Annotated in this window: 22 protein-coding genes; 12 read left to right on the top strand and 10 right to left on the bottom strand. The window is 50.5% G+C overall.

The annotated features are described in order from the left end of the window. The first annotated feature begins 2 nt into the window (after positions 1-2). Positions 3-695, top strand: a complete 693-nt coding sequence (locus M5M_RS08690) for an SGNH/GDSL hydrolase family protein (protein WP_015047120.1) — start codon at positions 3-5, stop codon at positions 693-695. Here M5M_RS08690 and M5M_RS08685 read toward each other — a convergent pair. Then, a complete protein-coding gene (locus tag M5M_RS08685; RefSeq protein WP_162141173.1) occupies positions 681-1304 on the bottom strand; it encodes an acyltransferase in 624 nt (207 codons plus the stop codon). The genes M5M_RS08690 and M5M_RS08685 overlap by 15 nt on opposite strands. Before the next feature lie 175 nt (positions 1305-1479). On the opposite strand from M5M_RS08685, the gene M5M_RS08680 reads away from it, so the two are divergent. The 7 genes from M5M_RS08680 (at position 1480) to M5M_RS08650 (ending at position 10090) form a co-directional block, all read left to right on the top strand. Next, positions 1480-2922, top strand: a complete 1443-nt coding sequence (locus tag M5M_RS08680; RefSeq protein ID WP_015047118.1) for a lipopolysaccharide biosynthesis protein — start codon at positions 1480-1482, stop codon at positions 2920-2922. Continuing rightward, the gene (locus tag M5M_RS08675; RefSeq protein WP_016389316.1) at positions 2919-4169 is read left to right on the top strand and encodes an O-antigen ligase family protein; all 1251 of its coding nucleotides are present in this window, start codon (positions 2919-2921) and stop codon (positions 4167-4169) included. The genes M5M_RS08680 and M5M_RS08675 overlap by 4 nt, the downstream gene beginning before the upstream one ends. Further along, the gene (locus M5M_RS08670) at positions 4153-5292 is read left to right on the top strand and encodes a glycosyltransferase family 4 protein (protein ID WP_016389315.1); all 1140 of its coding nucleotides are present in this window, start codon (positions 4153-4155) and stop codon (positions 5290-5292) included. The genes M5M_RS08675 and M5M_RS08670 overlap by 17 nt, the downstream gene beginning before the upstream one ends. A gap of 81 nt (positions 5293-5373) precedes the next feature. Continuing rightward, positions 5374-6831, top strand: coding sequence for a right-handed parallel beta-helix repeat-containing protein (locus M5M_RS08665; protein ID WP_015047114.1), 1458 nt, complete (start codon positions 5374-5376; stop codon positions 6829-6831). Between the two features lie 48 nt (positions 6832-6879). Further along, entirely contained in the window at positions 6880-8118 is a 1239-nt protein-coding gene (locus tag M5M_RS08660; RefSeq protein WP_016389313.1) for a glycosyltransferase family 4 protein, read from the top strand. A gap of 1 nt (position 8119) precedes the next feature. Then, positions 8120-9505 (top strand): phenylacetate--CoA ligase family protein, encoded by a 1386-nt coding sequence (locus M5M_RS08655; RefSeq protein ID WP_015047113.1) that lies wholly within the window; start codon positions 8120-8122, stop codon positions 9503-9505. 9 nt (positions 9506-9514) lie between these two features. Next, positions 9515-10090, top strand: a complete 576-nt coding sequence (locus tag M5M_RS08650) for an LbetaH domain-containing protein (protein WP_015047112.1) — start codon at positions 9515-9517, stop codon at positions 10088-10090. Positions 10091-10094: 4 nt separating this feature from the next. On the opposite strand, the gene M5M_RS08645 is transcribed toward M5M_RS08650, so the two are convergent. The 6 genes from M5M_RS08645 to prsK form a co-directional block, all read right to left on the bottom strand. Beyond that, entirely contained in the window at positions 10095-10649 is a 555-nt protein-coding gene (locus tag M5M_RS08645; RefSeq protein ID WP_015047111.1) for an acyltransferase, read from the bottom strand. Then, positions 10642-11724, bottom strand: coding sequence for a glycosyltransferase family 4 protein (locus tag M5M_RS08640; protein ID WP_016389312.1), 1083 nt, complete (start codon positions 11722-11724; stop codon positions 10642-10644). Before M5M_RS08640 ends, M5M_RS08645 begins: the two co-directional genes overlap by 8 nt. Positions 11725-11909: 185 nt before the next feature. Beyond that, positions 11910-12659: a PEP-CTERM sorting domain-containing protein gene (locus tag M5M_RS08635; RefSeq protein ID WP_015047109.1), complete on the bottom strand. Its 750-nt coding sequence runs from the start codon at positions 12657-12659 to the stop codon at positions 11910-11912. 203 nt (positions 12660-12862) lie between these two features. Continuing rightward, the gene (locus M5M_RS19865) at positions 12863-13303 is read right to left on the bottom strand and encodes a hypothetical protein (RefSeq protein ID WP_081640140.1); all 441 of its coding nucleotides are present in this window, start codon (positions 13301-13303) and stop codon (positions 12863-12865) included. A gap of 174 nt (positions 13304-13477) precedes the next feature. Next, positions 13478-14839 (bottom strand): PEP-CTERM-box response regulator transcription factor, encoded by a 1362-nt coding sequence (gene prsR, locus M5M_RS08625; RefSeq protein WP_015047107.1) that lies wholly within the window; start codon positions 14837-14839, stop codon positions 13478-13480. After that, positions 14836-16911 (bottom strand): XrtA/PEP-CTERM system histidine kinase PrsK, encoded by a 2076-nt coding sequence (gene prsK, locus M5M_RS08620; protein WP_015047106.1) that lies wholly within the window; start codon positions 16909-16911, stop codon positions 14836-14838. The genes prsR and prsK overlap by 4 nt, the downstream gene beginning before the upstream one ends. 175 nt (positions 16912-17086) lie before the next feature. Between prsK and M5M_RS08615 the strand changes: the two genes are divergently transcribed. Further along, complete coding sequence (locus tag M5M_RS08615) at positions 17087-17959, top strand: sugar nucleotide-binding protein (protein WP_015047105.1); 873 nt, start codon at positions 17087-17089, stop codon at positions 17957-17959. A 66-nt stretch (positions 17960-18025) separates the two neighbouring features. Here the strand turns inward: M5M_RS08615 and fabB are convergent, their stop codons facing one another. From fabB to M5M_RS08600, 3 genes are all read right to left on the bottom strand, one after another. After that, positions 18026-19237, bottom strand: coding sequence for a beta-ketoacyl-ACP synthase I (gene fabB / locus M5M_RS08610; protein WP_015047104.1), 1212 nt, complete (start codon positions 19235-19237; stop codon positions 18026-18028). A gap of 104 nt (positions 19238-19341) precedes the next feature. Next, entirely contained in the window at positions 19342-19866 is a 525-nt protein-coding gene (gene fabA / locus M5M_RS08605; protein WP_015047103.1) for a 3-hydroxyacyl-[acyl-carrier-protein] dehydratase FabA, read from the bottom strand. A gap of 163 nt (positions 19867-20029) precedes the next feature. After that, a complete protein-coding gene (locus tag M5M_RS08600; RefSeq protein ID WP_015047102.1) occupies positions 20030-20992 on the bottom strand; it encodes a polyprenyl synthetase family protein in 963 nt (320 codons plus the stop codon). 234 nt (positions 20993-21226) lie between these two features. On the opposite strand from M5M_RS08600, the gene rplU reads away from it, so the two are divergent. From rplU to cgtA, 3 genes are all read left to right on the top strand, one after another. Beyond that, positions 21227-21538 (top strand): 50S ribosomal protein L21, encoded by a 312-nt coding sequence (gene rplU, locus M5M_RS08595; RefSeq protein WP_016389311.1) that lies wholly within the window; start codon positions 21227-21229, stop codon positions 21536-21538. Between the two features lie 17 nt (positions 21539-21555). Further along, on the top strand, positions 21556-21816 hold the full coding sequence (rpmA, locus tag M5M_RS08590) for a 50S ribosomal protein L27 (protein WP_015047100.1): 261 nt from the start codon (positions 21556-21558) through the stop codon (positions 21814-21816). A gap of 120 nt (positions 21817-21936) precedes the next feature. Next, positions 21937-23142 carry an Obg family GTPase CgtA gene (gene cgtA / locus M5M_RS08585; protein WP_015047099.1) on the top strand — a complete coding sequence of 402 codons (1206 nt, stop codon included), beginning with the start codon at positions 21937-21939 and terminating at the stop codon, positions 23140-23142. Positions 23143-23151 lie beyond the last annotated feature (9 nt).

Genomic DNA, 23151 nt, shown 5'->3' with positions numbered 1-23151 from the left:
AAATGCAATGGTGGTTAGGGAAATCCAGTTGGATCAAATTGCTAGGTATCGCTAGCTTACTGGGCCTGTTGGCATTTGCAACCACTTGGTATGTTTGCGTGGGGCGTCCGGATGCCTATGCAAATTATCGGAAAGTACTGGCTGATCACCATAAGCGCTTGGCTCGATCCATCACTTCGAGCTCGCATGTATTTCTCGGTGCTTCCACTATGCAGGGCCTTGATGTATCTCAGGTGGCGCTTAATTCGATCAACCTGTCCATAGGCAGTGAGACTTTGGCAGCGCTTTCACACCGTTTGCATCAGTATCCCAAGATTCATCACGCAGCTGCGGTATATATACTTGCAGGCTACAATGACTTGTGTGATGCAGGAGAGACGCAAACGTTGAGAGCTTTGGCGGCAACCCTGGAGTTTATTGGTAAAAGCCCGGATATCAATGTGATTGGGCTGCAGCTGGAGTTGTTTGCAAGTGGATGCAATGGCATTAATAACAGAATCACAGGCTATAACCAGGCTGCAGGGCAGCTCTGCGGGTCTGTATCTAATTGCCGCTTCATTGATCCGAATCCATTCTTGAAGGGTGCCGATGGCCTGCCTGCAGCAGAATATTATGAGGCGGATGGTCTCCACCTGAATGAGCAGGGGTACCGTGCCTTGGTGCGCGGGCTAAAGGCTGTATTACCGGCTCACTGAGGCGTTTTGCTCAGCCAGGATGCGGGCTGCAATGGCCTCTATGGCTTCTGATGGCGCATCAAGCTGTTTGACGGGTTTGGCGGGGTTGCCTGCAACGACCGTATAGGGTGCAACATCTTTGGTTACGACCGAATGGGAGGCTACAACCGCTCCTTCACCAATGGTGACACCTTTGCATACCCTGCAGTTTGCGCCAATCCAGACTGCGTCTGCAATGACGATTGGCGCCTTGTCGCTGAGTTCCCATCCATTGCCGAGCCCCGGGTAACCAGGGCCGCCAGGCGCCACTGTTATCCGGTGTTTGATCCAGTTCTCTGCGCCAAGTGCATGGGTGTTGTTATCAGATACCACAGTGCCGGAGGCGATGCCGACGTAATTCCCGATGGTGATTTCACTGGCACACTGAATAGCGACCCTGTCTTGCAGTACGCTGTAGTTGCCGATTCGTACTTTAGCATTAGCCTTGCACACGATGGTGGAGCGCGTTAGCCGGGTATGGTGGCCAATCACCACCTTGGTCGGATCTTTGGACTCGTTCCAGATAGAGGCGCCGCCGTCAACTTCGAAGTGATCTCCGATGGTGGCGGAGCGGTGGAGTGAGTTTAGCAATCGTTGGATTCTAAGTGCCTGTATCCTTTGGCGTAGCAAGCTGATCAACGCTGCCTCCTTATCGTCAAAAAACCAGTATAGTTCAGCGTTAAATCGTTTTACAATATATGCCCTCGTTTGGCCGCTATTCGGTGGTCGTTTCAAGCTGAAGGCATGACACAGGGATAACGGTCATATGGCAGAAATGGATCTTCATAAAAAGCTGGTTTCCGGTTTTGCCTGGGAGGCCGCCTGCAAAGCTTCTGCTCAGGTTTTTTCCTGGATTTCTACTATCTATGTTGCACGCGTATTAGCGCCGGCAGATTATGGCATCGTTGCGATATCTGGCATCTTTGTGGGCTTGTCACTTATGCTGGGCGGGCTTGGATTGTGTGCCGGGGTGATCCAAAAAAAGGGCGTGACTAAAGCCGAGATGGACGGGGTTTTCTGGCTGAGCATGGGCCTCAATGGCTTGGTGTTCGGCATCCTCTTCTGTCTGGCACCCTTTATAGCGAAATGGTATGCCATCCCTATGCTCACCGACGTTATCAGGGTGGCTGCGTTCATTTTGTTAATCTCCGGGCTGAGTATCATTCCTCGTGCAATCAAATTAAAAGAGCTGGACTTCCGTTTCACATCACTAGCCGGAATGACGGGTGGATTCATTATCACGCTAACGGCATTTTTGCTTGCCTGGTCAGGATATGGGATCTGGAGTTTGGTGGTTTCCACGCTCGCAGGTGAGCTGGTGCTTACTGTCATTTATTTTTATGGTTCTTCCTGGCGACCAAGTTTTCACTATTCCTGGGTGGAGGTAAAGCCGATTGCGCGCTTTGGCGTTGGATTAATGATGTCCCGAATGGTTCAGTTTTTCAATGGAAAAACAAGCGTGATTGTTTCCGGTGGCGTACTGGGGGAGGTGAGCACCGGCTACCTCCAGTTCTCTGAAACGCTGGCTAGAATGCCGACGGATAAAATTGGTGGCTTATTCCAGAGTATAGCGTTTGCCAGTCTTTCAAAAGTTCAGGATGATGTGGAGCTTTCTAAGAACTTATTGTTCAGGTTCCACCGGTATCTGGTATTTGTTTCTTACCCAATTCTACTGGGCGCGGCGTTTGTTGCCGAAGATCTCATTCTCATAGTGCTGACCGATAAGTGGCTGCCAATGAAAACTGCGTTGCAGTTGGTCTGTTGCGTAGCGGCTATGTCTGTCTCACTGTTATTGTTGCCAAGATTCCTCGAAAGTATTGGCCGAGTAAACGAAGTATTTAAATTTCAGATAACTTTGGCTGTGATGTCATTGATTGCCATGCTTGTTGGGGCTCAATGGCATCTTGAGGGAATGATTCTTGCGTTACTGCTCGTATATCCGTTGCTTTACATACAGATTTTGAAGTATGTGCTTCCGCGAATCAGTTCTAGCATTGGGGAATTCCTAAAATCATTTATAGATGTGATCTTAGTTAATGTTGTGTTTATAGTGTCTCTATGGTGCGTGTCGATCCTATACGATGAGTTGTCACCATTGCTTAGGTTGATCTGCGCTGTGGCATCAGGCGGTCTTATTTATGGCTTGCTAATTATAGTTTTTATGCGAGCTGATATTAGAGCGCTATTGGAGATTATAAGAAAGAAATGAGTCAGATTGACCGAATCATCAAGTCCGCAGATATGCCCAAATGGGCATTTTTGTTGCTTGTTTCCTACTATTTTATGGAATACTGTCGGCCCCAGAATTCAATGATACCTGCTTTGTCAGTTTTGCGCCTGTCAGGGCTGCTAGGTGTCATGATGGTATTTATTGTTTTGACTAAAGTTAGAATCTGGCAAGTCCTAAAAATCCGAGAGGTTAAGTATTACGCACTGTTTACTCTTGTTTTGATCGTCAACATCCCTTTTGCTGTCAACAATTTTCACGCATATGATAAGTCTTTGACCTACATAATTTTTTTGTTTACAGCGATTATTCCGACTATTGCAATTCTTCTAGCTAATAATAATTTTGAGCGATTTATTCCAGCCTTTGGAATAGTGTCGTTGATTCTAGCGATTGTAGTATTTAAAAACGGAGGTAGGGGGGCCGGCTCTTTTACTTGGGATGAAAATGATGCTGCCGCTACTCTCTGTGTTGGCCTTGCTGTTTCAGTTGGTGTTTATAAATTGGGGAGTGGGGCTAAGCATAAAATATTTTGGGGGCTTGCTGGGCTCGTAATATCCCTTGCAATAGTTGTTACTTCTTCTCGAGGCGGCTTTCTTGGTTTGATGTCGGTTATAGGATGCTTGCTATACTTTTCTGGAAAGATAATAAAGGGAATGATCTTTGGCGTAGTGTTCTCCGTGATTGGTTTTATTTCGTTGCCACTCTTTCCAGGCGGTGATCACTATAAACAGGAAATTGTAAGTATCTTTGATTCTAGTGATGGCACTAGAAACGAGCGGATATACTCTTGGGAAATAGCCTGGATAATGTATAAACACAATCCAGTTGTTGGGGTGGGCGCGAATAACTACCCGTATAATGTCTCTCACTATGAATATCTTCATCCAGAGTATGACCCAAATAGAAAATCACTTGGCGGTCGATGGGCGCATTCATTGCCATTCACCATTATTGCAGAGACTGGAACCCTAGGAACTGTGCTTTACATTATTTGTTTTTATGGGGTGCTAAGAAGATGCATGAAAATGGGGATGGAAAATAGCGGGTTAGATAGAAAATCAAGCATATACTATCAAATCATATTTACAGGTCTAGTGGGCTATTTTATATCCAGCTTGTTCATTACAACTTTGTACTATCCAGTGGTGTGGCATGTTGTCGCGCTGTATGTTGTTTTAGAGCTTCTGGTTCGTGAGAAAAGGGTTTCAAATGAATTCAAAAACTGATTTGCCATTTATTGTAATGCTATTTCCAGGGCCGAGATATAACGTATCCTCCGATCTAAAAGAGCGCGTTGAAAGTTTGTCTAAGGAATTTCGTGGTTTGGTGTTTACTGTTTCGAATAAGGATGCAGTTTACGAATACGCTAATTTTAAAATATATACTATGGCCTCTAGGCGGCCTGCATCATGGGTCGCTGCCATAGGAATGCTTTTTATGGCGATTCGCGAAGTGAGGGCGGTTCGTGGTAAAGAGAACGTAGATTTGGTGACAACTTACGATCCAACTAAGACTGGCCTGCTTGGTGTGATCATGAAGTGGATCTTCAAGTCAAAGCTGATGGTTGAAGTGAACGGGGACTATGCTGGCGAAGATAATTACGTAGATATGCCAAAAGGGTTATCAAAGAGTTTGAAGCTGTTCATGATGCGTACAGTTGAGCGATTCGTGTTAAAAAATGCAGGTGGAGCCAAGTTGCTTTACAAGGAGCAGCTTGACTATTTTGCAAATGATGTAAAGCATCTTGAGGTAAGTGTTTTTCCTAATTATGTCGATGTCTCCAGATTTACTCCGCGCAAGCAGGAAAATGAAATTCTATTCGTTGGATTCCCGCTGTATAGGAAAGGGGTTGACTTGCTGGTTGAGGCTTTTAAAAAGATCTATAGCGAAAGGAGAGATTGGCGTCTTCGTATATTGGGTTGGTTTCCAGACAGAACTATTCTTGATAATTTGATTTTGGATTGTGATGGAATTGTCTATCAGCCGCCGATCGATCGTTCTGAGATGCCCGCAGTTTTAGGTCGCGCATCAATTTTGGTTCTTCCTTCCAGATCTGAGGCAATGGGTAGAATTTTGGTTGAGGCTGCGGCTTGCGGTGTTGCTCGTTTAGGGGCAGCCGCTGGAGGCATTCCAACGGTCATTACAGACATGAAAGACGGATTGCTTTTTGAGTCTAAAAATATTGATGACCTCAAGAAAAAGCTATTAACGCTTATGGATGACCCTCAGTTGCGGAAAGAGCTTGCAGAAGCGGCTCTTGTTAACGTTAGTGAGGGTGGGCCATATGGTAGAAGTCAGTATTACTTAAAAACGATAGAGCTATACAAAAAAGTTATAAACGGAAATTGATAAATGGACAACAGACTACAGCCGCTTCCACTAGTATTATCTAGTCGATTTTGCTGTTATCTGCGTCGAGAGGTCCGTCAAGTGAATCTATTAATTAAAAACGTCATAGTCCTGTTTGTAGCGCTGTGCTCGTTCTTAGCTGCCGAAGTAGCGTATTCTGAGCAATATTACGTGTCAAAAGCAGGTTCAGACAGCAATGATGGTCTATCGCCGTCTTCAGCTTGGTTAACGATTCAGCATGCGGCCCAAAATCTTGTTGCTGGTGATACGGTCTATGTAGATGAGGGAGTATATAGCGAACCGGATCCAGTGCCGCCGAGTACGCAATGGTGGGGTATTCGGCCCAAGAATTCTGGAACCTCTGATAGCCCTATTGTATTCAAAGCGGTAGAGGGAAAGTCCGTTGTCATAGATAACAATATGCAAGCACCCTGTTTTACAATTTACGGGGTTGAGTATGTGGAGATACGTGGCTTTGAGCTCCGCAATTGTCAGTTTGCTGGAGTCTGGATTCAAAGCGGTTCTGTGTCACGAAACTACGGCATTTCCGTCGTGGGCAATCATATACATACGATTGACGGGCCGTCAGGTACAAACGTCGGCGGTATAAGGGCCGATAGAGTAGGAAAGGCTTATATAGCCAATAACCTGATTCACGATATACGAGTTGGCGGCGATATGGCGAAGGAAAATGGCGCAGGGGTTCATTCCTATCGCATGTGGGAAGTTACGATAGAAAACAATGAGATATATAACGCAGCGAATGGCATCTATTACAAGTATCCAGATGATGAGAGTAGAGGGAACACGATTATTCGGAAGAACTATTTTCACGATACAATTCTCGACGCCATACAGCTGAGCAATAATGATACAGCGCCAGGTCATCACGTAGATAATGTAATATCACAGAACATTGTTTATAACTGCGGTGGTTTTTACGATGACGATACTTATCAGTCATCAGTTCAAGCAAACGGTTTGAAGATTTTCAATAATACCGTTGTGAACTCAGGTGGCATTGAGGTTCGTGGAACCAAAAATGTAGAAATATATAATAATATTTTTTACGGAGTGAGCACGAACATTCAGAAGGGCTTGGATCTCGCTCAGTCACCTGCATTCAGAACTATCTATAGTTCAGTTATATTTACCAATCCTACAAAACGATATGGCCCAAGCATTAAGTATACGGACCACAACCTAGCATATCCCCTATTTTCTGTTCAGGCTGGGCTCTATTACTCAGCCGAAGAAGAGGTGTTTCAGAATCTGTCTGCTTGGCGATCAGCTTTGGCATTGAAGCCTTATCGAGGAATGGATATGGATGTTCAATCCAATGCAGAGTCTTCATCTATTGAGGGTGATCCAAAGTTTTATAATGTTGTTGGTGGTAACTTTCGGTTGATGCCGGATTCGCCGGCCCGTGGCGCGGGTAAAAATGGTAGTGATCTCGGCGCATACCCAAATAGAAATGATAAGATCGGAATTCCGGATGAGCTCGCACCATGCCCTCCGATGACGAATGCAGACTGTTAAGTATAAAGCCTGAATGGGAGTTTATTTTGAGTCAAGGAAGATTTTCGAATGGCGAATAGAAAGCTAATATGGGTCTCGCATTTTATTCCATATCCCCCAAAAGGCGGCGCCCTTCAAAGAAGTTACAATCTGTTGAAAGAGCTTTCGAATCACTTTGATATAGACCTAATATGTATTCGAAGTGATAGGTTGGTGCGTGATAATTTTGGTGATTTGAATCGTGGCTTAGATGTCTGCCAGGAGCAGCTGTCTAAGTTGGCTGCAGATGTTAAATTTATCGCCGCAGATCGGTCGGTAACAAATACGCTTCAAAAATACATTGCTGCTGCTGGGGCATTTTTTTCTTTATCGCCATTTATTGAATACTGGGTAAAGTCTTCCGCTATTCAATCAATTATTGCGGAAAAATTGGTCGAGAATCCAGACGCGATTGTCCATTTGGATTCAATTGGCATGTGTTATTCTGTGGCTGGTCTGCCAGCAAATACAGTAATAATAAATCATCATAATATCGAATCAGATATGCAGTATAGGCGAGCGAGAGAGGAGTCCAATTTTTTCAAAAAAATATACTTTCTTCTAGACGCATATAAGATTAGACGGCTAGAGGCAAAGTATTGTTCGGCCGCAAGTCTCAATGTTTATTGTTCAGATCTTGACCGGGAAAGGATGAAGTCTAATCTTGGTGTTGGAGGCGTTGTTGCCCCTAATGGTGTGGATGTGAATTATTTTCGATCAAAATCAGTTGATATTTCAATGCGAAAAGGATTGATTTTCGCTGGTGGAATCGGTTGGTATCCAAACTATTCCGCTATGAAATTCTTTCTGTTAGAGGTTTGGCCAAAGTTGTCATTGCTTCTGCCTGATCTAACTTTGACTATTGTAGGTCGTGATGGTGAGAAACTTAGAAAATATGTTTCTTCTGAAAAAGTAACTATCACGGGATTTGTCGATGATGTTAGGTGTTATATAGACTCTGCGGCAGTTTATGTTTGCCCTATTTTTGTAGGTGGTGGCACAAAGCTAAAAGTTTTGGATGCGCTATCTATGGGGATTCCGATGGTTGCGCATCCGATAGCTTGCGAAGGTATTGATGTTGTCGATGGAGAAAGTGTTGTATGCGCGAGCGGCGCAGATGAGTTTGTAGAAGCTACTGTTGATCTTCTTTCTAATCAAGATAAACGTAGCCGTTTGGCAGCGAGGGGGCGCGAATTGGTCGAATGCCAATATTCTTTTTGCGCGATAGGGGCAAAATTAGCTCAGGACTATTGGGAAATTAGTCAGTAATATGTTGAGTTTAGATAGTGTTTACATGGCCTTGCCCGCCAGGTTGCAGGATTTCGCGCTATCCTTTTATGGGTACAGACTGAAGTCCGATCGGTATGGGGCCGGTTTTACTCAGTGTCTTAATGAGGTAAAAGATCTATCGATAGGTTTTGAGGATTCAAGATTTGTTACTGATTATCAAGGTAATAGATTGTTTAAGCTGCTTGAATATGCAAAGAAGAATGTGCCCTATTATCAGGATTGCTACGAAAATTTGACATTGCGACCTAACATGTCTGTAGCAGATATGTTGAAATCCATTCCTATTCTAGATAAAGATATTGTTCGCCGCTCTCCCGAATTATTTAAGGCCAGACTTGCTGAGCGGGATCATGTTGAAATTCAGACCAGTGGGTCTTCGGGGGCTCCGTTAAATATAAGCTGCAGTAAGAATGCGTTGAAGTTAAATTATGCGCATTTTGAAAACTTTTTATTGAAGTGTGGTGTTTCGTCGCTTGATAGAAGCGCCACATTTGCAGGGCGTAAGCTTTTTTCTAATGGTGAGAGAAAAAGGTTTTGTCGCATTAACTATGCTATGAATACGCTTTTGTGTTCGAGTTATCATATTTCTTCCTCAACTGCGGCCGCTTATATGGCTGATCTTGAGCGTTGGGCGCCTGAGTTTATTGACTCTTATCCCTCTGCTATTTATGAGCTTTCTCGTTTAGCCCTAAGCCAAGGAATCAGGTATAGGGGAAGATTAAAATGCATCGTCACATCCAGTGAAACTCTACATGAACATCAGCGTGTCTTTTTGGAGGGCTATTTTGGTTGCCCTGTATATGATCAGTACGGGCAGGCAGAAATGGCGGGTTTTCTCGCTCAGTATGGGACGATAGAGCACTACATTGCAAACCCGTTCTATGGTATTGCAGAGGTGTTAGGAGAGGATGGTCGCCATGTGTTGCCAGGTGAATCAGGGGCCTTGGTGTTGACTGGATTTGTGAATGAAGGAATGCCTTTAATTCGTTATCGAATTGGCGATAGAGTTACAGTTCTTGATGATTCGAGCGCGTTGGCGGGGTCCCATGCGTTGAAAATTCGTAGTATCGAAGGGCGTCAGGATGATGTAGTAACCCTTTCCGATGGACGTCGAGTCGGAAGACTAGACCCTGCGTTTAAAGGTGTTGTTGGGATAGTGGAGTGCCAGATCGTGCAGGAAGCTGTTGATTTGTTGGTGTTGAATGTCGTGCTTGATAGTAATTCTGGTGAAGAGCCAATCAATAGGCTCAAAGGAAATCTGCGCGAAAGACTTGATGACAGGATAGAGTTCAAGGTCGTGAAATGCGACGAAATACCCAGAAATGCTGCGGGGAAGTTCAGATCAGTCGTCTCAAAGGTGCTATAAGGAATTGCGTTGAATTTCACAAAAATTAAAAAAGCAATGTCTCTCATAGAGGGTTGGTTTGCCTTAAGAGTGAAACGTTTTTTTAGTCCTAATATTGTTTTTTCAAATGTGCGAACGCTTGGTGCGCCGGTCTTGCTATTGGAAAAGGGTGGTCGTTTGGAATTGGGCGGCAAGGTGCTGTTGAATTCTTTTAATGATGATTATCATTTATCTATGTACTCGCCAGTGAAGCTGGTGGTTCGTTCAGGTGCCGTCATATCCATTGGTGAGGAAACAAGATTTCATGCGAGCTGTATCAATGCGAGACAAAAAGTAGTTCTCGGCAAGCGCTGTCTTGTTGCGGCAAATTGTCAAATTATGGACTCAAACGCACATGAAATATTTTTGCCACCTGGTGTGAAGAGAATTGATTCCGTTGATGAGCCTAGAGCTGTTTTTATTGGGGATGATGTTTGGCTAGGTACTGGCGTGGTTGTGTTGCCGGGGGCCAATATTCCTTGCGGCGCTGTAGTTCCTGCATATAGTAAGATATCTGCAAGTACTAAGTTCGTAGAAAAACAAGGAGTTTTGTTTCCCATGTTATAAATTGCTATTTTATAAAACAAGTTCCTGAAGCTTCTATGCTTTCTAGTATTTCTTTTCTTTTAGACTCAGATGCAATTTGAATGTGATAAGACTCGTCGAACTGCTTAGAGTTCGTCATTTGTGACTTGAGTTTATTTTTATACTTCTCTGTCGTATCAACAACCTTCGCGGGTGAACCTATAGCCACACTGTTTGGTGGCACATCCTTGGTAACGATTGATCCGGTACCAATGATGGAGCCTTCTCCGATGGTTACGCCGGGTAAAACAATTACTGAGTCGCCAATAAAGCAGTTGTCCTGAATCGTGATTTTTGCGATTTTGGTGTAGCCGGTGAGAAACTTGCTACTAGCGTCGTGTGCAATAAGTCGGACATTTGGCGCGAAGGTTACGTTGTCACCAATATCGATTAAAAAGCAGTGGCTGGGATCGAAAAAGAAGTCTGCAACTGGAATGCTGTTCTTACCGATCTTTAACCCTTTGTCTACCAAATCTTGAATATAAAGTTCGCGCTTTCTTCGAATGAAGTGATTGTATATTTTTTTTAGTACTTTAATCATTGGAGATTCCATAGAGCGATTGGTATTGAGCTTGTGTGCTTGGTGCTGAAAAGCGCTCTTTTGCTATTTGGCGGGACGCTACACTAAAACGGTTGCGTAATTCGGGTGAATTGCACAACTTTTTCATTGCGTTGATTAGTTCGTCCGAATTGTCAGGGTCTACCAGAAAACCGTTAATGCCATTTTCTACTATTTCACTGTTGCCCCCTACATTACTCACAATGCAAGGTAATCCAGCGGCTGTAGCTTCAATAATGCTGCGTGACAGTCCCTCGGTTGTTGAGTATTGAACGAAAATGTCGGACTCGGTCAGCCATTTACTGACGTTTGACTGTTGGCCGGCGAGTTCAATATTGAGCTGGGGATTGGCATGTTGCAGCTTTTCTAATCTCTGTTTTATTGCGGTGTCACCACCGCCAATGATAGTGAGCGATACGTCGTAATCTCTAGCCAGTTGAATAAAGGTCTCTGCGACCTTTTCTACCTGCTTCAGTGGTACTAGCCTGCCTACACAAATAAATTTCAGTGTTCTGCGTTTGGCTGGGGTTGGCTCGAATTCTTGCAGGTCGATCCCGTTGTAAATACAGCCTACTGCACGTTTGCCCCGATTTAGGCGGCTGATATAAAAATCCTGCATCGAGCGCGATACTGCCACCAATTGGCTGCCCAACACGGATGCCAACTTGATTTGCTGAATCCTACTGGGTTTTTCTTCAATCATGTAAGTGTCATGCAGGGTGCCAATGTGGCGTATACCTGCAAGCTTAGCCGCAAGGGAACCACCGACTATTGGGCCAAATAGATGGCTGTGCAACACGTCTACTTTATGAAATTTCAAAAGTTTTGCCATTCGCACAGCGAATATAGGCAGAAGGTAGGATTTCTTGAATAATTTGGGGAAGGGGATTGGCACCTGACTAATGCCACGTTTTTCACATTCCGAAGCCAACCATGGGTGGGAAAAGTGAAACAGTACAGGTGTGCATCCTTTTTCTGGAAGACGTTCACATATATCAAGTAAAACTTGCTCTGCGCCGCCGGGATGCTCCGTCTCTATAAAATGACCAATGATCACAAATCTTTGCCCTTTCTATCCCTGCTATTGGGTCTGTTCGCGGGCGAAATGTTAACACAGCTCGCATGTTAATGAGCAATTGATCAGACAGATGTTGTGATTAGCATGAATGAAGGGGGGAATCGGTGCGTGGGGATTTGGGCGACGGGAAGGCACGCCGGCAGAAGCCGGCGTAGAAAGGCGTTTTATTTCTCTGCTTTAATGCGACGCCGCGCCACGCCAAGGCTCAGCAGGCCTAGTGTAAGCAGCAGCACAGAGCCCGGCTCGCTGACGGTGCCAATGGTGATGTCGTCTATCCCCCAGCCATCGTTGCCTGTGCTGTTATCGAAGGTCAACGTTGCGCCTGCAATGGCCATGCTGCTGATTACCGATACATAGCCCATACTGCCGCTTTGGGTGTACGGATTGATAGTGTAAGTATCGGAGTAGTTACCGTCATCAAAGATAAGCGTCAGTTTTGCACTGATATCGGCAGCGTCGGCCAGGAAAAAGCCAAATGCATTCATGCCGAAGGTTTGTGGGTTGTCGAAGGTCCAGGACACCTTTCTGGCGTCATTGCTGTCGAGCCACAAATCTCCCTGATAATCAGATAAAACTTCGCGACCGTATTCGCCGGTTTCTGCGCTTTCTATCATCAGGTGGTTATTGTGTTTGTTGCTGCCGCCCTGACCGGCCGTAACCAGTGTGAATGTGCCTGCGTTAGTGCTGTAGCTGGCCGCGTGGCTCTCCCAGCTGCCTTGAAATGTGTTGTCATCCACCGTTGCACCACCCAGGCTGTCAAAGTTTTCTACCACGGTAGGGCCATTCAGGAACGCCAGGAATGCAGCTTCACCCGCTGTGGCGTCTGGATTGTAGTTTACGACCACACCGGCACTGGCGCAGGCCGGGGCCAAAACCAAACACAGTGACAAAATTTTACGTGTAATAGCGTTCATCTTCTTCATCCTTGCACGGCACGGGGCGCGAGCTTCTCCGTTAGTCTGCTGCCCGATTAAGGCCTTTGGCGAGGCCCGTTTTCTTGGGGCAGAGACTAGTTAGCAGGATGCATGCCATCGATAAATGCTTTGTAATATCAAGCAGTTACCAGCATTCAAAGGAAGATGGATTGGGTTGATGTAAAAAAAACCGACGTATTGTTCTACTGGGGAGTCACCGGCACAAAGCGGCTGTACAGGCCGTTGGTATCGAAGGCTGCCACCTCAAACTCGTAGTAGCCTTCAAGGTAGTTAATGAGGATGGCGTCGCCGGCATTGGGCTTTTGCAAAAGGTACGTATAAGTGGGGGCCTCATACTCCCGGAACCTGACTTCGTAACCGCCGATCTCTGATGGCGTTAGTTGGTCACCATTCTCCCGATGACTGGGCGGCGCCCACATGATCAGTACTTGCCCGTTAACGTAGTGTACGCCGGGTTCTGGCGGTGCGGGGGTGGGCGTGGGTGTCGGCTCGGGTGTTGGGGTTGGCGCCGGGGTGGGCGTTGGCGTGGGTTTGTTGGCGCCTTCCTGGGCAAAGGTTTGTGATTGACCTCCGCCGCATGCCGTGATGCACAGAGCGAGCGCCAGAATTGAGACGTGCTTCACACTATATTGCACTTCGAAATAACCTTTACCTCATTAATGCAAATGGATTCTGAAGGATTGGTGCGCGTGTGCAAGGGATTTAGGCGCCACAATCATCAAAGTGTGACGCCATTGGTGCGGGTGTAAATTTTTCCGACTTTGTGGCTAATGTCCGACAGGGCGGCAGACACACTCTCAGCTGGCATTACCAATATTTATGTCATGCTTTTTTATTAGGTCGTAAAATGTGGGCCGGGTAATGCCCAGCAGTTTCGCGGCGGCTGAGATATTGTCTTCTGTGATGCACAGCGCGCGCACGATGGCAGATTTTTCTGCTTCGCTGCGCACCTGACGTAAATTCAGGCTGAGCGCATTGTGATCACCGCACAGGCCGAGATCATCACAGTTGATCATTTTATTGTCGGCCATAATCACGGCGCGCTTAATTTTGTTTTCCATTTCACGCACATTCCCGGGCCAGCGATGGGACTCGATCGCCGCCAGGGCGTCGGCGGTGAAGTCGGTGATTTGCTGGCCGTGTTCTTTGGCAAATTTGCGCTTGAAATGGCGCGCCAGCAGCACTTTGTCACCGTTGCGTTCCCGCAGCGGCGGAATGTCGACGGTAATTTCACTGATGCGATAATACAGGTCTTCGCGGAAGCTGCCGTCCGCAACCATTTGTTCAAGATTTTTATTGGTGGCGCAGATCACCCGTACGTCCACGGGAATCTCGGTGCGTCCGCCCACGCGTTCAATGACCCGCTCCTGCAAAAAGCGCAGCAGCTTGGCTTGCAGGTTAAGTGGCATGTCGCCAATTTCATCCAGAAACAGGGTGCCCTCGTTGGCAAGCTCTACCTTGCCGATGGTTTGTTTGGCTGCACCGGTGAAGGCGCCTTTTTCGTAACCGAACAGTTCACTTTCTATCAGGTTTTCCGGCACGGCCGCGCAATTGATGGCGACAAAGCGCTTGGTGGCGTTGGGGCTCAGTTCGTGAATCGCCCGCGCCACCACTTCTTTGCCGGTGCCGCTTTCGCCCAGGATGGTGCAGGTCACGTTGGTGGGGGCGATTTTCTCGAGCGTACGGCAGATTTTCAGCATCTGCTCGTCATTGGTAATCAGGCCTTCCAGCGGTTGTTGATTCCGTTGCTGAAGGCGCTTGTTTTCTTCTTCGAGAGAATGAATATGGAAGGCTCGTTTAACCACCAGGTCCAGAGCGTTTGGGTCCACCGGCTTTTGGTAGTAATCATAGGCGCCGAGACCAATGGCCTGCACCGCATGCTCGTGCCCGGTCTTTCCGGTCATGACAATGATTTTAGTGTTGGGTGAAAGCCTGAGTAAATCGCGCACACATTTCATGCCTTCATCGACACCGTCGGCGTCGGGTGGCAGGCCCAGGTCCTGAATGACAACCGGTGCCTCGTGCATGCGCAAGGCAGCGCAGGCATCCTGGCGATTCTCGGCAAATACGGTGTTGTAATCCTCAAAATGCCAGCGCAGCTGACTTTGCAGCCCTTTGTCGTCTTCGATGACAAGCAGGGTGGGTTTGTCGTTGCTCATAGTCTGCTGGCTTCCCTGATCTTTTCTGATTCCGTGGATTGCACCGGTAGGGTAAATACCACCTGGGTGCCTTCACCGATTTTACTGCTGACTTCTAGTGTGCCGCCGAGCTCTTTGATGTACTCGCGCGACAAATAGGCCCCGATGCCCATGCCCTTGCCCGATTTAGTGGTGTCGAAGGGTTTGAACAAACGGTGCTGGATAAAATTGCTATCCATGCCGTGGCCGGTATCTTCTATGAGAATCGTGGCGCGGGCAGGCTCCAGCGTCATTGTAACACGGACCTCGCCCTGCTCTGCGGTGGCATCCACGGCGTTTTTGATGAAATGACTGATGGTCATCACCAGTCGAACCTGATCTGCCATCAACCAATGGCTGCCCAGGTCTAACTGCTTATTGATTTTTGAGCGCGACTGTTTGCTCTCGTCGATGGCGAGCCGGACCGCATCGTGAATTTTGACTTTCTGCACCAGTTCGTTGGCGCCCGGCGACAGTTTCTTGAGCAATTGCCGCATGCGTTCAACGGAGTTGTCGATGGTGTGCATGGCATCGTCCACAAATTCGGGTTTGTGTTTGTGTTTTTCTGCGTTTTTCACCACCAACGATTGTTGGGCGATAACATTGTTGATGTCGTGCACAATGAATGCGACCAGTTTGTTGAAGGTGTCAAACTGTCGGTTCTCTGCCAGCTGTTCGGATTGCTGATGCAATTTCAGGTAGCTGCCCAGCTGCCTGCCGGTGGTTTTGAATAAATCCAGGTCTTCCCACGTGATGGGGTTGGCGTTGTGTGGCTCACACAAGAGCAGGAACCCCACCAGTTCGTGACCGGCCATCAATGGTAGCAGCAGCCAGTGCTGTTTATTGTTGATCACCCAAGGGGGCAGCAATTCGTTGTACTTGGCCTGTGATTGGCCGGGTTTTGCATGGATCAGGAATACCCATTCGTGCGACTGCATGATACGGCAGAACTCACTGGCAGTATCGACCTTGGGTGGATGGCTGCCCGTGGGCAGGGCAAGCTGGAACACCGGGTCAAAATGGTCGCTCTTTTTCAGCCACAGGGCACCGCCGGAGGCTTTGGTGATGGACGTGGCGGCCAAAAAAGCCCGTTGTGCGGCTTCGCTACCATCGGTGGGCATGGACAAAAAATTGATTAATCGCAGCCATTCAGAGCGGTAATCGTATTTGTGCCGGAACAGGTGTTTGTTGATGATGGCCGACATCTGCTCTCGCAAGGAGCGCGATACCAGCATGGAGAACACCAGCAGCACCGCGCCGATTACCAGCAACGAATAAACCACCGAGCCCCAGTTGCCCGAGTAGATGCGCACATAGTAGCCACCGAGCGCCAGCACCATGAACAGCGATCCCACCGCAATCAGCGAGGTGGAGTAAAACGCCATGGGGCGTGATAGCGACAGGTCTGAGCTGATGTTGGACTGTTTGCCCAGCAATTGCTTGCCCAGCGCCATGAAAAGGCATACACCGATGGAAACGGCTGCGCGGGATTGCCAGAGCATGGGGTCAAATTGCTGGAAGATGGTGGCGTAGCTGTAGAGGTAGGTGTCGTACAGAAACAGTGCGCCCAGGCTGATGACAATGACCTTGTTGCCGCGGTTGTTTTCGGTGGCGAAGCGATAGGTTTGCTCGACACACACCAGGGCGATGACCGACAAGGCCAGGGATATCCAGGTACCGAGGAAAAACAGAAAATTCATTTGGGTGATGGCAGCCAGCAACAGCACGCCGGCAATCGGCCAGGGCAGAGCGAACAGCAGGGTTTGCGCGCGGGGTAATTTGGCCCTGCCGGTGTGTTGTAGCAACGTCCGCAGCGCGAGCGCCCAGCAGGCGTAGTGCAATGCTTCCACTACTAACATGGCCTGAGGCGGAGCCGCCAGCGTGCTGAAGGTCAGGCCGGTGAGAGCCAGGTTCAGGCCGTGAACCAGCGCGGCGACGCCCAACGCCCGTTCAGCGCGATGGTGGCGCCAGTCCAACAGGTATACCGCGGCGAGCACCCAGGCCATGATGGCGGCGCCGATATAGGCGGTAAGCGAGACCTGCGAAAACTCCATTGCAATCGTCCGTGACTGGCGGAAAAAGTAGTCGCATTGTAACGGTAATCGGCCCGGGTGGCATCTCAGTTCATTTCATGACGCCTTCCGCCGTGCCGAAAGGTGGAAGTGCAGGGCTCGTCAAGAACGGCCCAGATGGGTAAAGTTAAGCTTTTTACGGTAAGTAGTATTCCCGATGGCGATCAATATCCTGCTGACCGATACCGGTTCTCCACTGGGGTCGGGGTTGCGTCAGCGTTTTGAGTCCACCACGCATCGCTTCGTTGCGGAGCACCCGGCCGACCTGGATTGGCGCGATAGTGCGCAGGTGGCCGACTATCTGGACCAGATAGCCCCGCACCTGATCCTCAATACCACCGGTTGGGGCGAGGGCGCGGCGGTGAAGCCCGAGTTGCTGGTAGCCGGAGCGCGCAGTCTGGCCAAAGCGGTGGCCGGACGGGATTGTGCCGTGGTGCATTTGTCCAGCTATCGCGTGTTTCATGGCGAGGGTCGGGTCAGTCACAAAGAGGCCGATGTGCCCAAGGCAGAAACGGAGCTTTCGCAGGTGTTCAGCGAGGCGGAGGCCGTGCTCGCAGACGCCTTGTCGAGGGTATTGTGCCTGCGCTCAAGCTGGGTGCTGTCAACGGTAGGCGGCAGTTTGCTGGCCCGATTGCTGGCAGATTTCCAGGCCGGGCGCGCAACCGTGGTGTCCGACCACTGGCGCGGCACGCCGGTGCTGGTGAGTGATGTGGTACGTGCCGTTTATGCCATCACCCAACAAATTATCTACGGCGCAGACAACTGGGGTGTGATGCATTTCGGCTCCAGCGATGTGTGCTCCGAACTTGTTTTTGCGCAGAAAGTGCGTGAAATGATCGAGGCTGAGATTGGCCAGACCCTGCAATTGGAAGAGCTGGAAACCCCAACCGACAACAGTGCAGTGCTGGAGTTACGGCGGGTGCGCGACAACTTTGGCATTCAGCCCCGCAGTTGGCGGCAGGGGTTAAGGCCGGCGCTCAGGTCCTGGCTCAAGCGTACGGGTTATCTGGAGCCGGCAAAGGCTTCCTGAGGGCCACCCCGCCTCAACAAAAAAGGCGCAACCGGGGTTGCGCCTTTTTTTATCGTGAATGATCGATCAATCCAGCTTTTCAAACACCAGGCAAGCATTGGTGCCGCCAAAGCCGAAGCTGTTGGACATGGCGCGCTTGATGCTGACATCCTTGCACTCGGTGAGTACGTTCATGCCGGCCGCGGCGTCGTCCAGGGTTTCGATGTTGGCGCTGGCGCAAAGGAAATTGTTTTCCATCATCAGCAGGCAGTAGATCGCCTCCTGTACACCGGTGGCACCCAGGCTGTGGCCCGTGAGTGACTTGGTGGAGCTGATCATCGGGGTTTTGTCGCCAAACACGGAGCGGATGGCACCCAGCTCGGCCACATCGCCCACGGGGGTAGAGGTGCCGTGCGAGTTGATGTAGTCAATGTCGCCATTGACGGTAGACATGGCCAGCTGCATACAACGCTGCGCGCCTTCGCCCGAGGGCGCCACCATGTCGTAGCCGTCGGAGGTGGCGCCGTAGCCCACCAGTTCGGCGTAAATCTTGGCGCCACGTGCTTTCGCGTGTTCGTATTCTTCCAGCACCAGACAACCGCCGCCGCCGGCAATCACAAAGCCATCGCGTTCAGCGTCGTAGGCACGTGAGGCCTTGTCGGGCGTCTCGTTGTACTTGGTGGAAAGGGCGCCCATGGCGTCGAACAGCGCTGTGAGGGTCCAGTGCTCTTCTTCGCCGCCACCGGCGAAGACGATGTCCTGTTTGCCCATCTGGATCAGCTCCATGGCGTTGCCAATGCAGTGGGCACTGGTGGCGCAGGCGGAGCTGATGGAGTAGTTGTAGCCCTTGATCTTGAACGGGGTCGCCAGACAGGCCGACACGGTAGAGCCCATGGTCTGGGTCACCCGGTAGGGGCCAACGCGCTTGATGCCTTTTTCGCGCACGATATCGGCGGATTCCACCAGATTCGCGGAGGAGGCGCCGCCGGAACCCATGATCAGGCCGGTGCGGATATTGGACACTTGCTCTTCGCTCAGGCCTGAATCGGTGATTGCCTGCTGCATGGCAACGTAGGCGTAACCGGCCGCGTCGCCCATGAAACGCAGGGTCTTACGGTCGATGTGTTCTTTCAGGTCAATCTCAACCTGGCCGGCCACGTGCGAGCGGAAGCCCATGTCGGCATATTCTTGTTTGAACTTGATCCCGGAGCGGCCTTCGCGCAGCGCCTGGGTAACGGTTTCTTTGTCAGTCCCGAGGCAGGACGTGATGCCCATGCCGGTAACTACAACGCGTTTCATACTTGACCTCGAAATTGGGGCACAGTGCCATGCAGGTGTCAGGGGCAATTATCGCACAAGAGTTCGATAGTTGCCCTGATACCAGACGATTGACGGGCGTTATATCAGAAGCTGTCGGTGTTGGTGAACAGGCCAACGCGCAGGTCTTTTGCGAAATAGATGTCTTTGCCGTCTACTGAAACACGGCCATCGGCGATGCCCATGATCAGTTTGCGCTCAATCACGCGCTTCAGGTTGATGTGGTAAGTCACCTTCTTGGCGGTGGGCAGGATCTGGCCGGTGAACTTCACCTCGCCTGAGCCCAGCGCGCGGCCGCGGCCTTTGTTGCCTTTCCAGGCCAGAAAGAAGCCCACCAACTGCCACATGGCATCCAGACCCAGACAGCCGGGCATGACCGGGTCGCCGGGGAAGTGGCAGTCAAAGAACCACAGGTCGGGCGTGATATCCAGTTCGGCGACGATTTCGCCTTTGCCGAATTCGCCACCCTGATCGGAAATGTGGCTGATGCGATCCAGCATCAACATGTTGGGTACAGGCAATTGGGCGTTGCCCGGGCCAAACATCCGGCCGTGGCCGCACTCCAGTAAATCGTCGCGCTCGTAAGCATTCTTTCGGTCAGCGGGAATCATAGCTTGCCTGCTTTATTAGTGTGTTTCTGTAAGTCATACCGTGTCGCCCCTTTACTGTAGCTGCTCTGATAAGCGGCGTGGCGACGGTCTGCCGTTGTGCAAAGCCCGCCATTCTACCGGCTGCGACTGCCTTGTCCAGACTGGGGGGCGGGCAAACGGGGGTTCAATGGTCGCGGGCTATGCTGAAATTGGCCAGATCCACCAGTGCCTGTTTGTATTGGCTGTCTGGCAGGTCGGCCAGCTGCGCGAGGGCGCGAGCCACCTGTTCGCGTGCGGCATCCATGGTATAGGCCGATCCGCCGGTGGCGTGAACCGCCTCGAGGATGGCGGGCAGCGCACTGGCATCGCCTTCGCGCAGGGCCCGGGCGACGGTATCGGCCTGTGCTTCAGAGCCCACCGCCATGACGCGCAGCAAGGGCAGGGTGGGTTTGCCTTCGGCCAGGTCGTCCCCCACATTTTTGCCCAGCTTGGCGGCGTCGCCTTCGTAGTCGAGCGCGTCATCCACCAGCTGGAATGCCAGGCCCAGGTGGTAGCCGTAAGTGCGCAATTGTTGGCGCATCTGCAGGCTCGCGCCGGCCAGGACTGCAGCAGTTTCGCACGCGGCCTCGAACAGGGCAGCGGTCTTCTTATGGATGACGGTATAGTAGTCGGCTTCGGTGATATCCGGGTTCTTGGCGTTCACCAGCTGCTGGACTTCGCCCTCGGAGATGGTGTTGGTGGTGTCGGCCAGGATGCGCATGATATCCATGCTGCCGATGCCCACCATCATCTGGAAGGCGCGCGAATACAGGAAGTCACCCACCAGTACTGAGGGTGCGTTGCCCCATTGGGCATTGGCGGTAGGGCGCCCGCGGCGCAATGCCGAGACGTCCACCACGTCGTCGTGCAGCAGGGTCGCGGTGTGGATGAACTCGATAATGGCAGCCAGATCCAGCTTTTTCCGGTCGTCCAGGCCCAGGGCGTTGGCGCACAGCAGCACTAATAAAGGACGCAAGCGCTTGCCACCGGCTTCGACCAGATAGTGGCCGATATTCTCTACCAGGCCCACATCGGAGTGCAGTTGGTCGATGATGAGCTGGTTGACCTGCTTGAAATCCTCGGCCACGGCCTGGTGAAACGACAGCATAGGGGCATCTTTTAGTTAGCGGAATGATTGCGGGGGATGCTAGGGAGGGGCTCCATGGGTGTCAAGCGAAAGACGGGTCGGAGGGCTGAAATCGACGCAATCAGAGGTTGCTTGCATTTTAACCATGCAGTAGAATCGCGCCCCCTGAAATTGCATACGACGCAAGTTAATAAAACGCGAGCCCAGGTGGGTGAGCTACTTCGTGTCGTCCAATTTGGTTAATTGGAGCGGAAAATGTACGCAGTATTTGAAAGTGGTGGCAAGCAGCACCGCGTAGTTGAGGGCGAGACCCTCAAACTGGAGAAAATCGAAGTAGCGACCGGCGAAACCATCGAGTTCGACAAGGTCCTGCTGGTTGCCGATGGCGACAAGGTTTCTCTGGGCGCGCCTCTGGTAGAGGGTGCTAAGGTTACCGCTGAAGTGGTATGCCATGGTCGTGGTGACAAGGTGATGATCGTCAAGTTCCGTCGCCGTAAGCACTCCATGAAGCGTCAAGGTCACCGTCAGTGGTTCACCGAAGTGAAAATCACTGGTATCAAAGGTTAAGAGAGGAGTATTGACTCATGGCTCACAAAAAAGCTGGTGGTAGTACCCGTAACGGTCGCGATTCGGAAAGTAAACGCCTTGGCGTTAAGCGTTTCGGCGGCCAGGAAGTATTGGCAGGCAACATTCTGGTTCGTCAGCGCGGCACCCGTTTCCACGCTGGTGAGAACGTAGGTATCGGCAAAGACCATACCTTGTTCGCTAAGGCGACCGGTACTGTTAAGTTTGAAGTAAAAGGCCCGAACAACCGTAAGTTTGTAAGCATCGTTCCCGCTGCTTAATTCGGTTATTCCGGTTTTTTAAGAAAAGCCCTGTCGCTTGCGATGGGGTTTTTTTATATGGGCGAAAGGGGTTGGCGTTGATGCCGGCCAACAACACAGGCCTTCGGGCGGGAGTTGCACGTGAAATTTGTTGATGAGGCACCCATTTTTGTAGCGGCCGGTGATGGCGGCAACGGCCTCATGAGCTTCCGCCGGGAGAAGTTTGTGGCCAAGGGTGGCCCCGATGGGGGCGACGGTGGTGATGGTGGCAGTGTGTATATCGAGGGTGACGACAGCCTCAATACGCTGATCGACTACCGTTATCAGCCCAAATACCGCGCCAGCAATGGCGAAAAAGGTGGTTCCAGCCAATGCACTGGCGCCAAAGGCGACGACGTGGTGCTGAAGGTGCCCGTGGGTACCACCATTATTGATACCGATACCAATGAAATTCTGGGTGATATCAAGGCACCCGGGCAGCGCATTCTGGTTGCGCAGGGTGGCTGGCATGGTCTGGGCAACACCCGTTTCAAGAGCTCCGTTAACCGCGCGCCGCGCAAAACCACGCACGGCACCGAGGGGCAGAAGCGCAATCTCAAGCTTGAGCTCAAGGTGCTGGCCGATGTGGGGTTGCTGGGGTTGCCCAATGCGGGCAAGTCCACCTTTATCCGCGCCGTGTCGGCGGCCAAGCCGAAAGTGGCCAACTATCCCTTTACCACCCTGGTGCCTAACCTCGGGGTGGTAAAAGTGCAGGCCCATCGCAGCTTTGTGATTGCGGATTTGCCCGGCTTGATCGAAGGTGCCTCTGAAGGTGCCGGCCTGGGTATCCGATTCCTCAAGCACCTGACCCGTTGTCGTGTGTTGTTGCACCTGGTGGATATGGCGCCGTTTGATGAATCGGATCCAATCGACAGCGCGCAATCCATCATTCGGGAGTTGGAGTCATTCAGTGCCACTTTGGCGCAGCGCGAACGCTGGTTGGTGCTGAACAAGGCCGACTTGTTGGAACCGGAGGAGTTTAACGCCCGCTGTGATGCGTTGATCGAAGCGCTCGACTGGCAGGGGCCGGTATTCCGCATCGCCGGCATCAGTCAGCAGGGCACCGATGAATTGGCCGGGCGCCTGATGGATCACCTGGAAGCTGTTTGGGAGGCCGAGGAAGAAACGCCCGAGTTGGCCGAGCAGGAGGCTGAGGCGCAGGAGCAAATGCAGATTGAGGCGCGTGAGCGCATTGCCGAACTGCGTGAGCGTTACCGTGCCCGCAAGGCCGCGCAAAAAGACCAGTCTGATGACGATGATGACTGGGATGATGATGATTACGATGTGGAGTTTGTTTACGAGCCTTAATGCAAGGGA

The sequence above is a fragment of the Simiduia agarivorans SA1 = DSM 21679 genome (assembly GCF_000305785.2).
In the GTDB taxonomy this organism is placed as follows: Bacteria; Pseudomonadota; Gammaproteobacteria; order Pseudomonadales; family Cellvibrionaceae; genus Simiduia; species Simiduia agarivorans.
The sequence above is the reverse complement of the archived record's forward strand: the minus strand, read 5'-3'. Positions and strand labels throughout refer to the sequence as shown.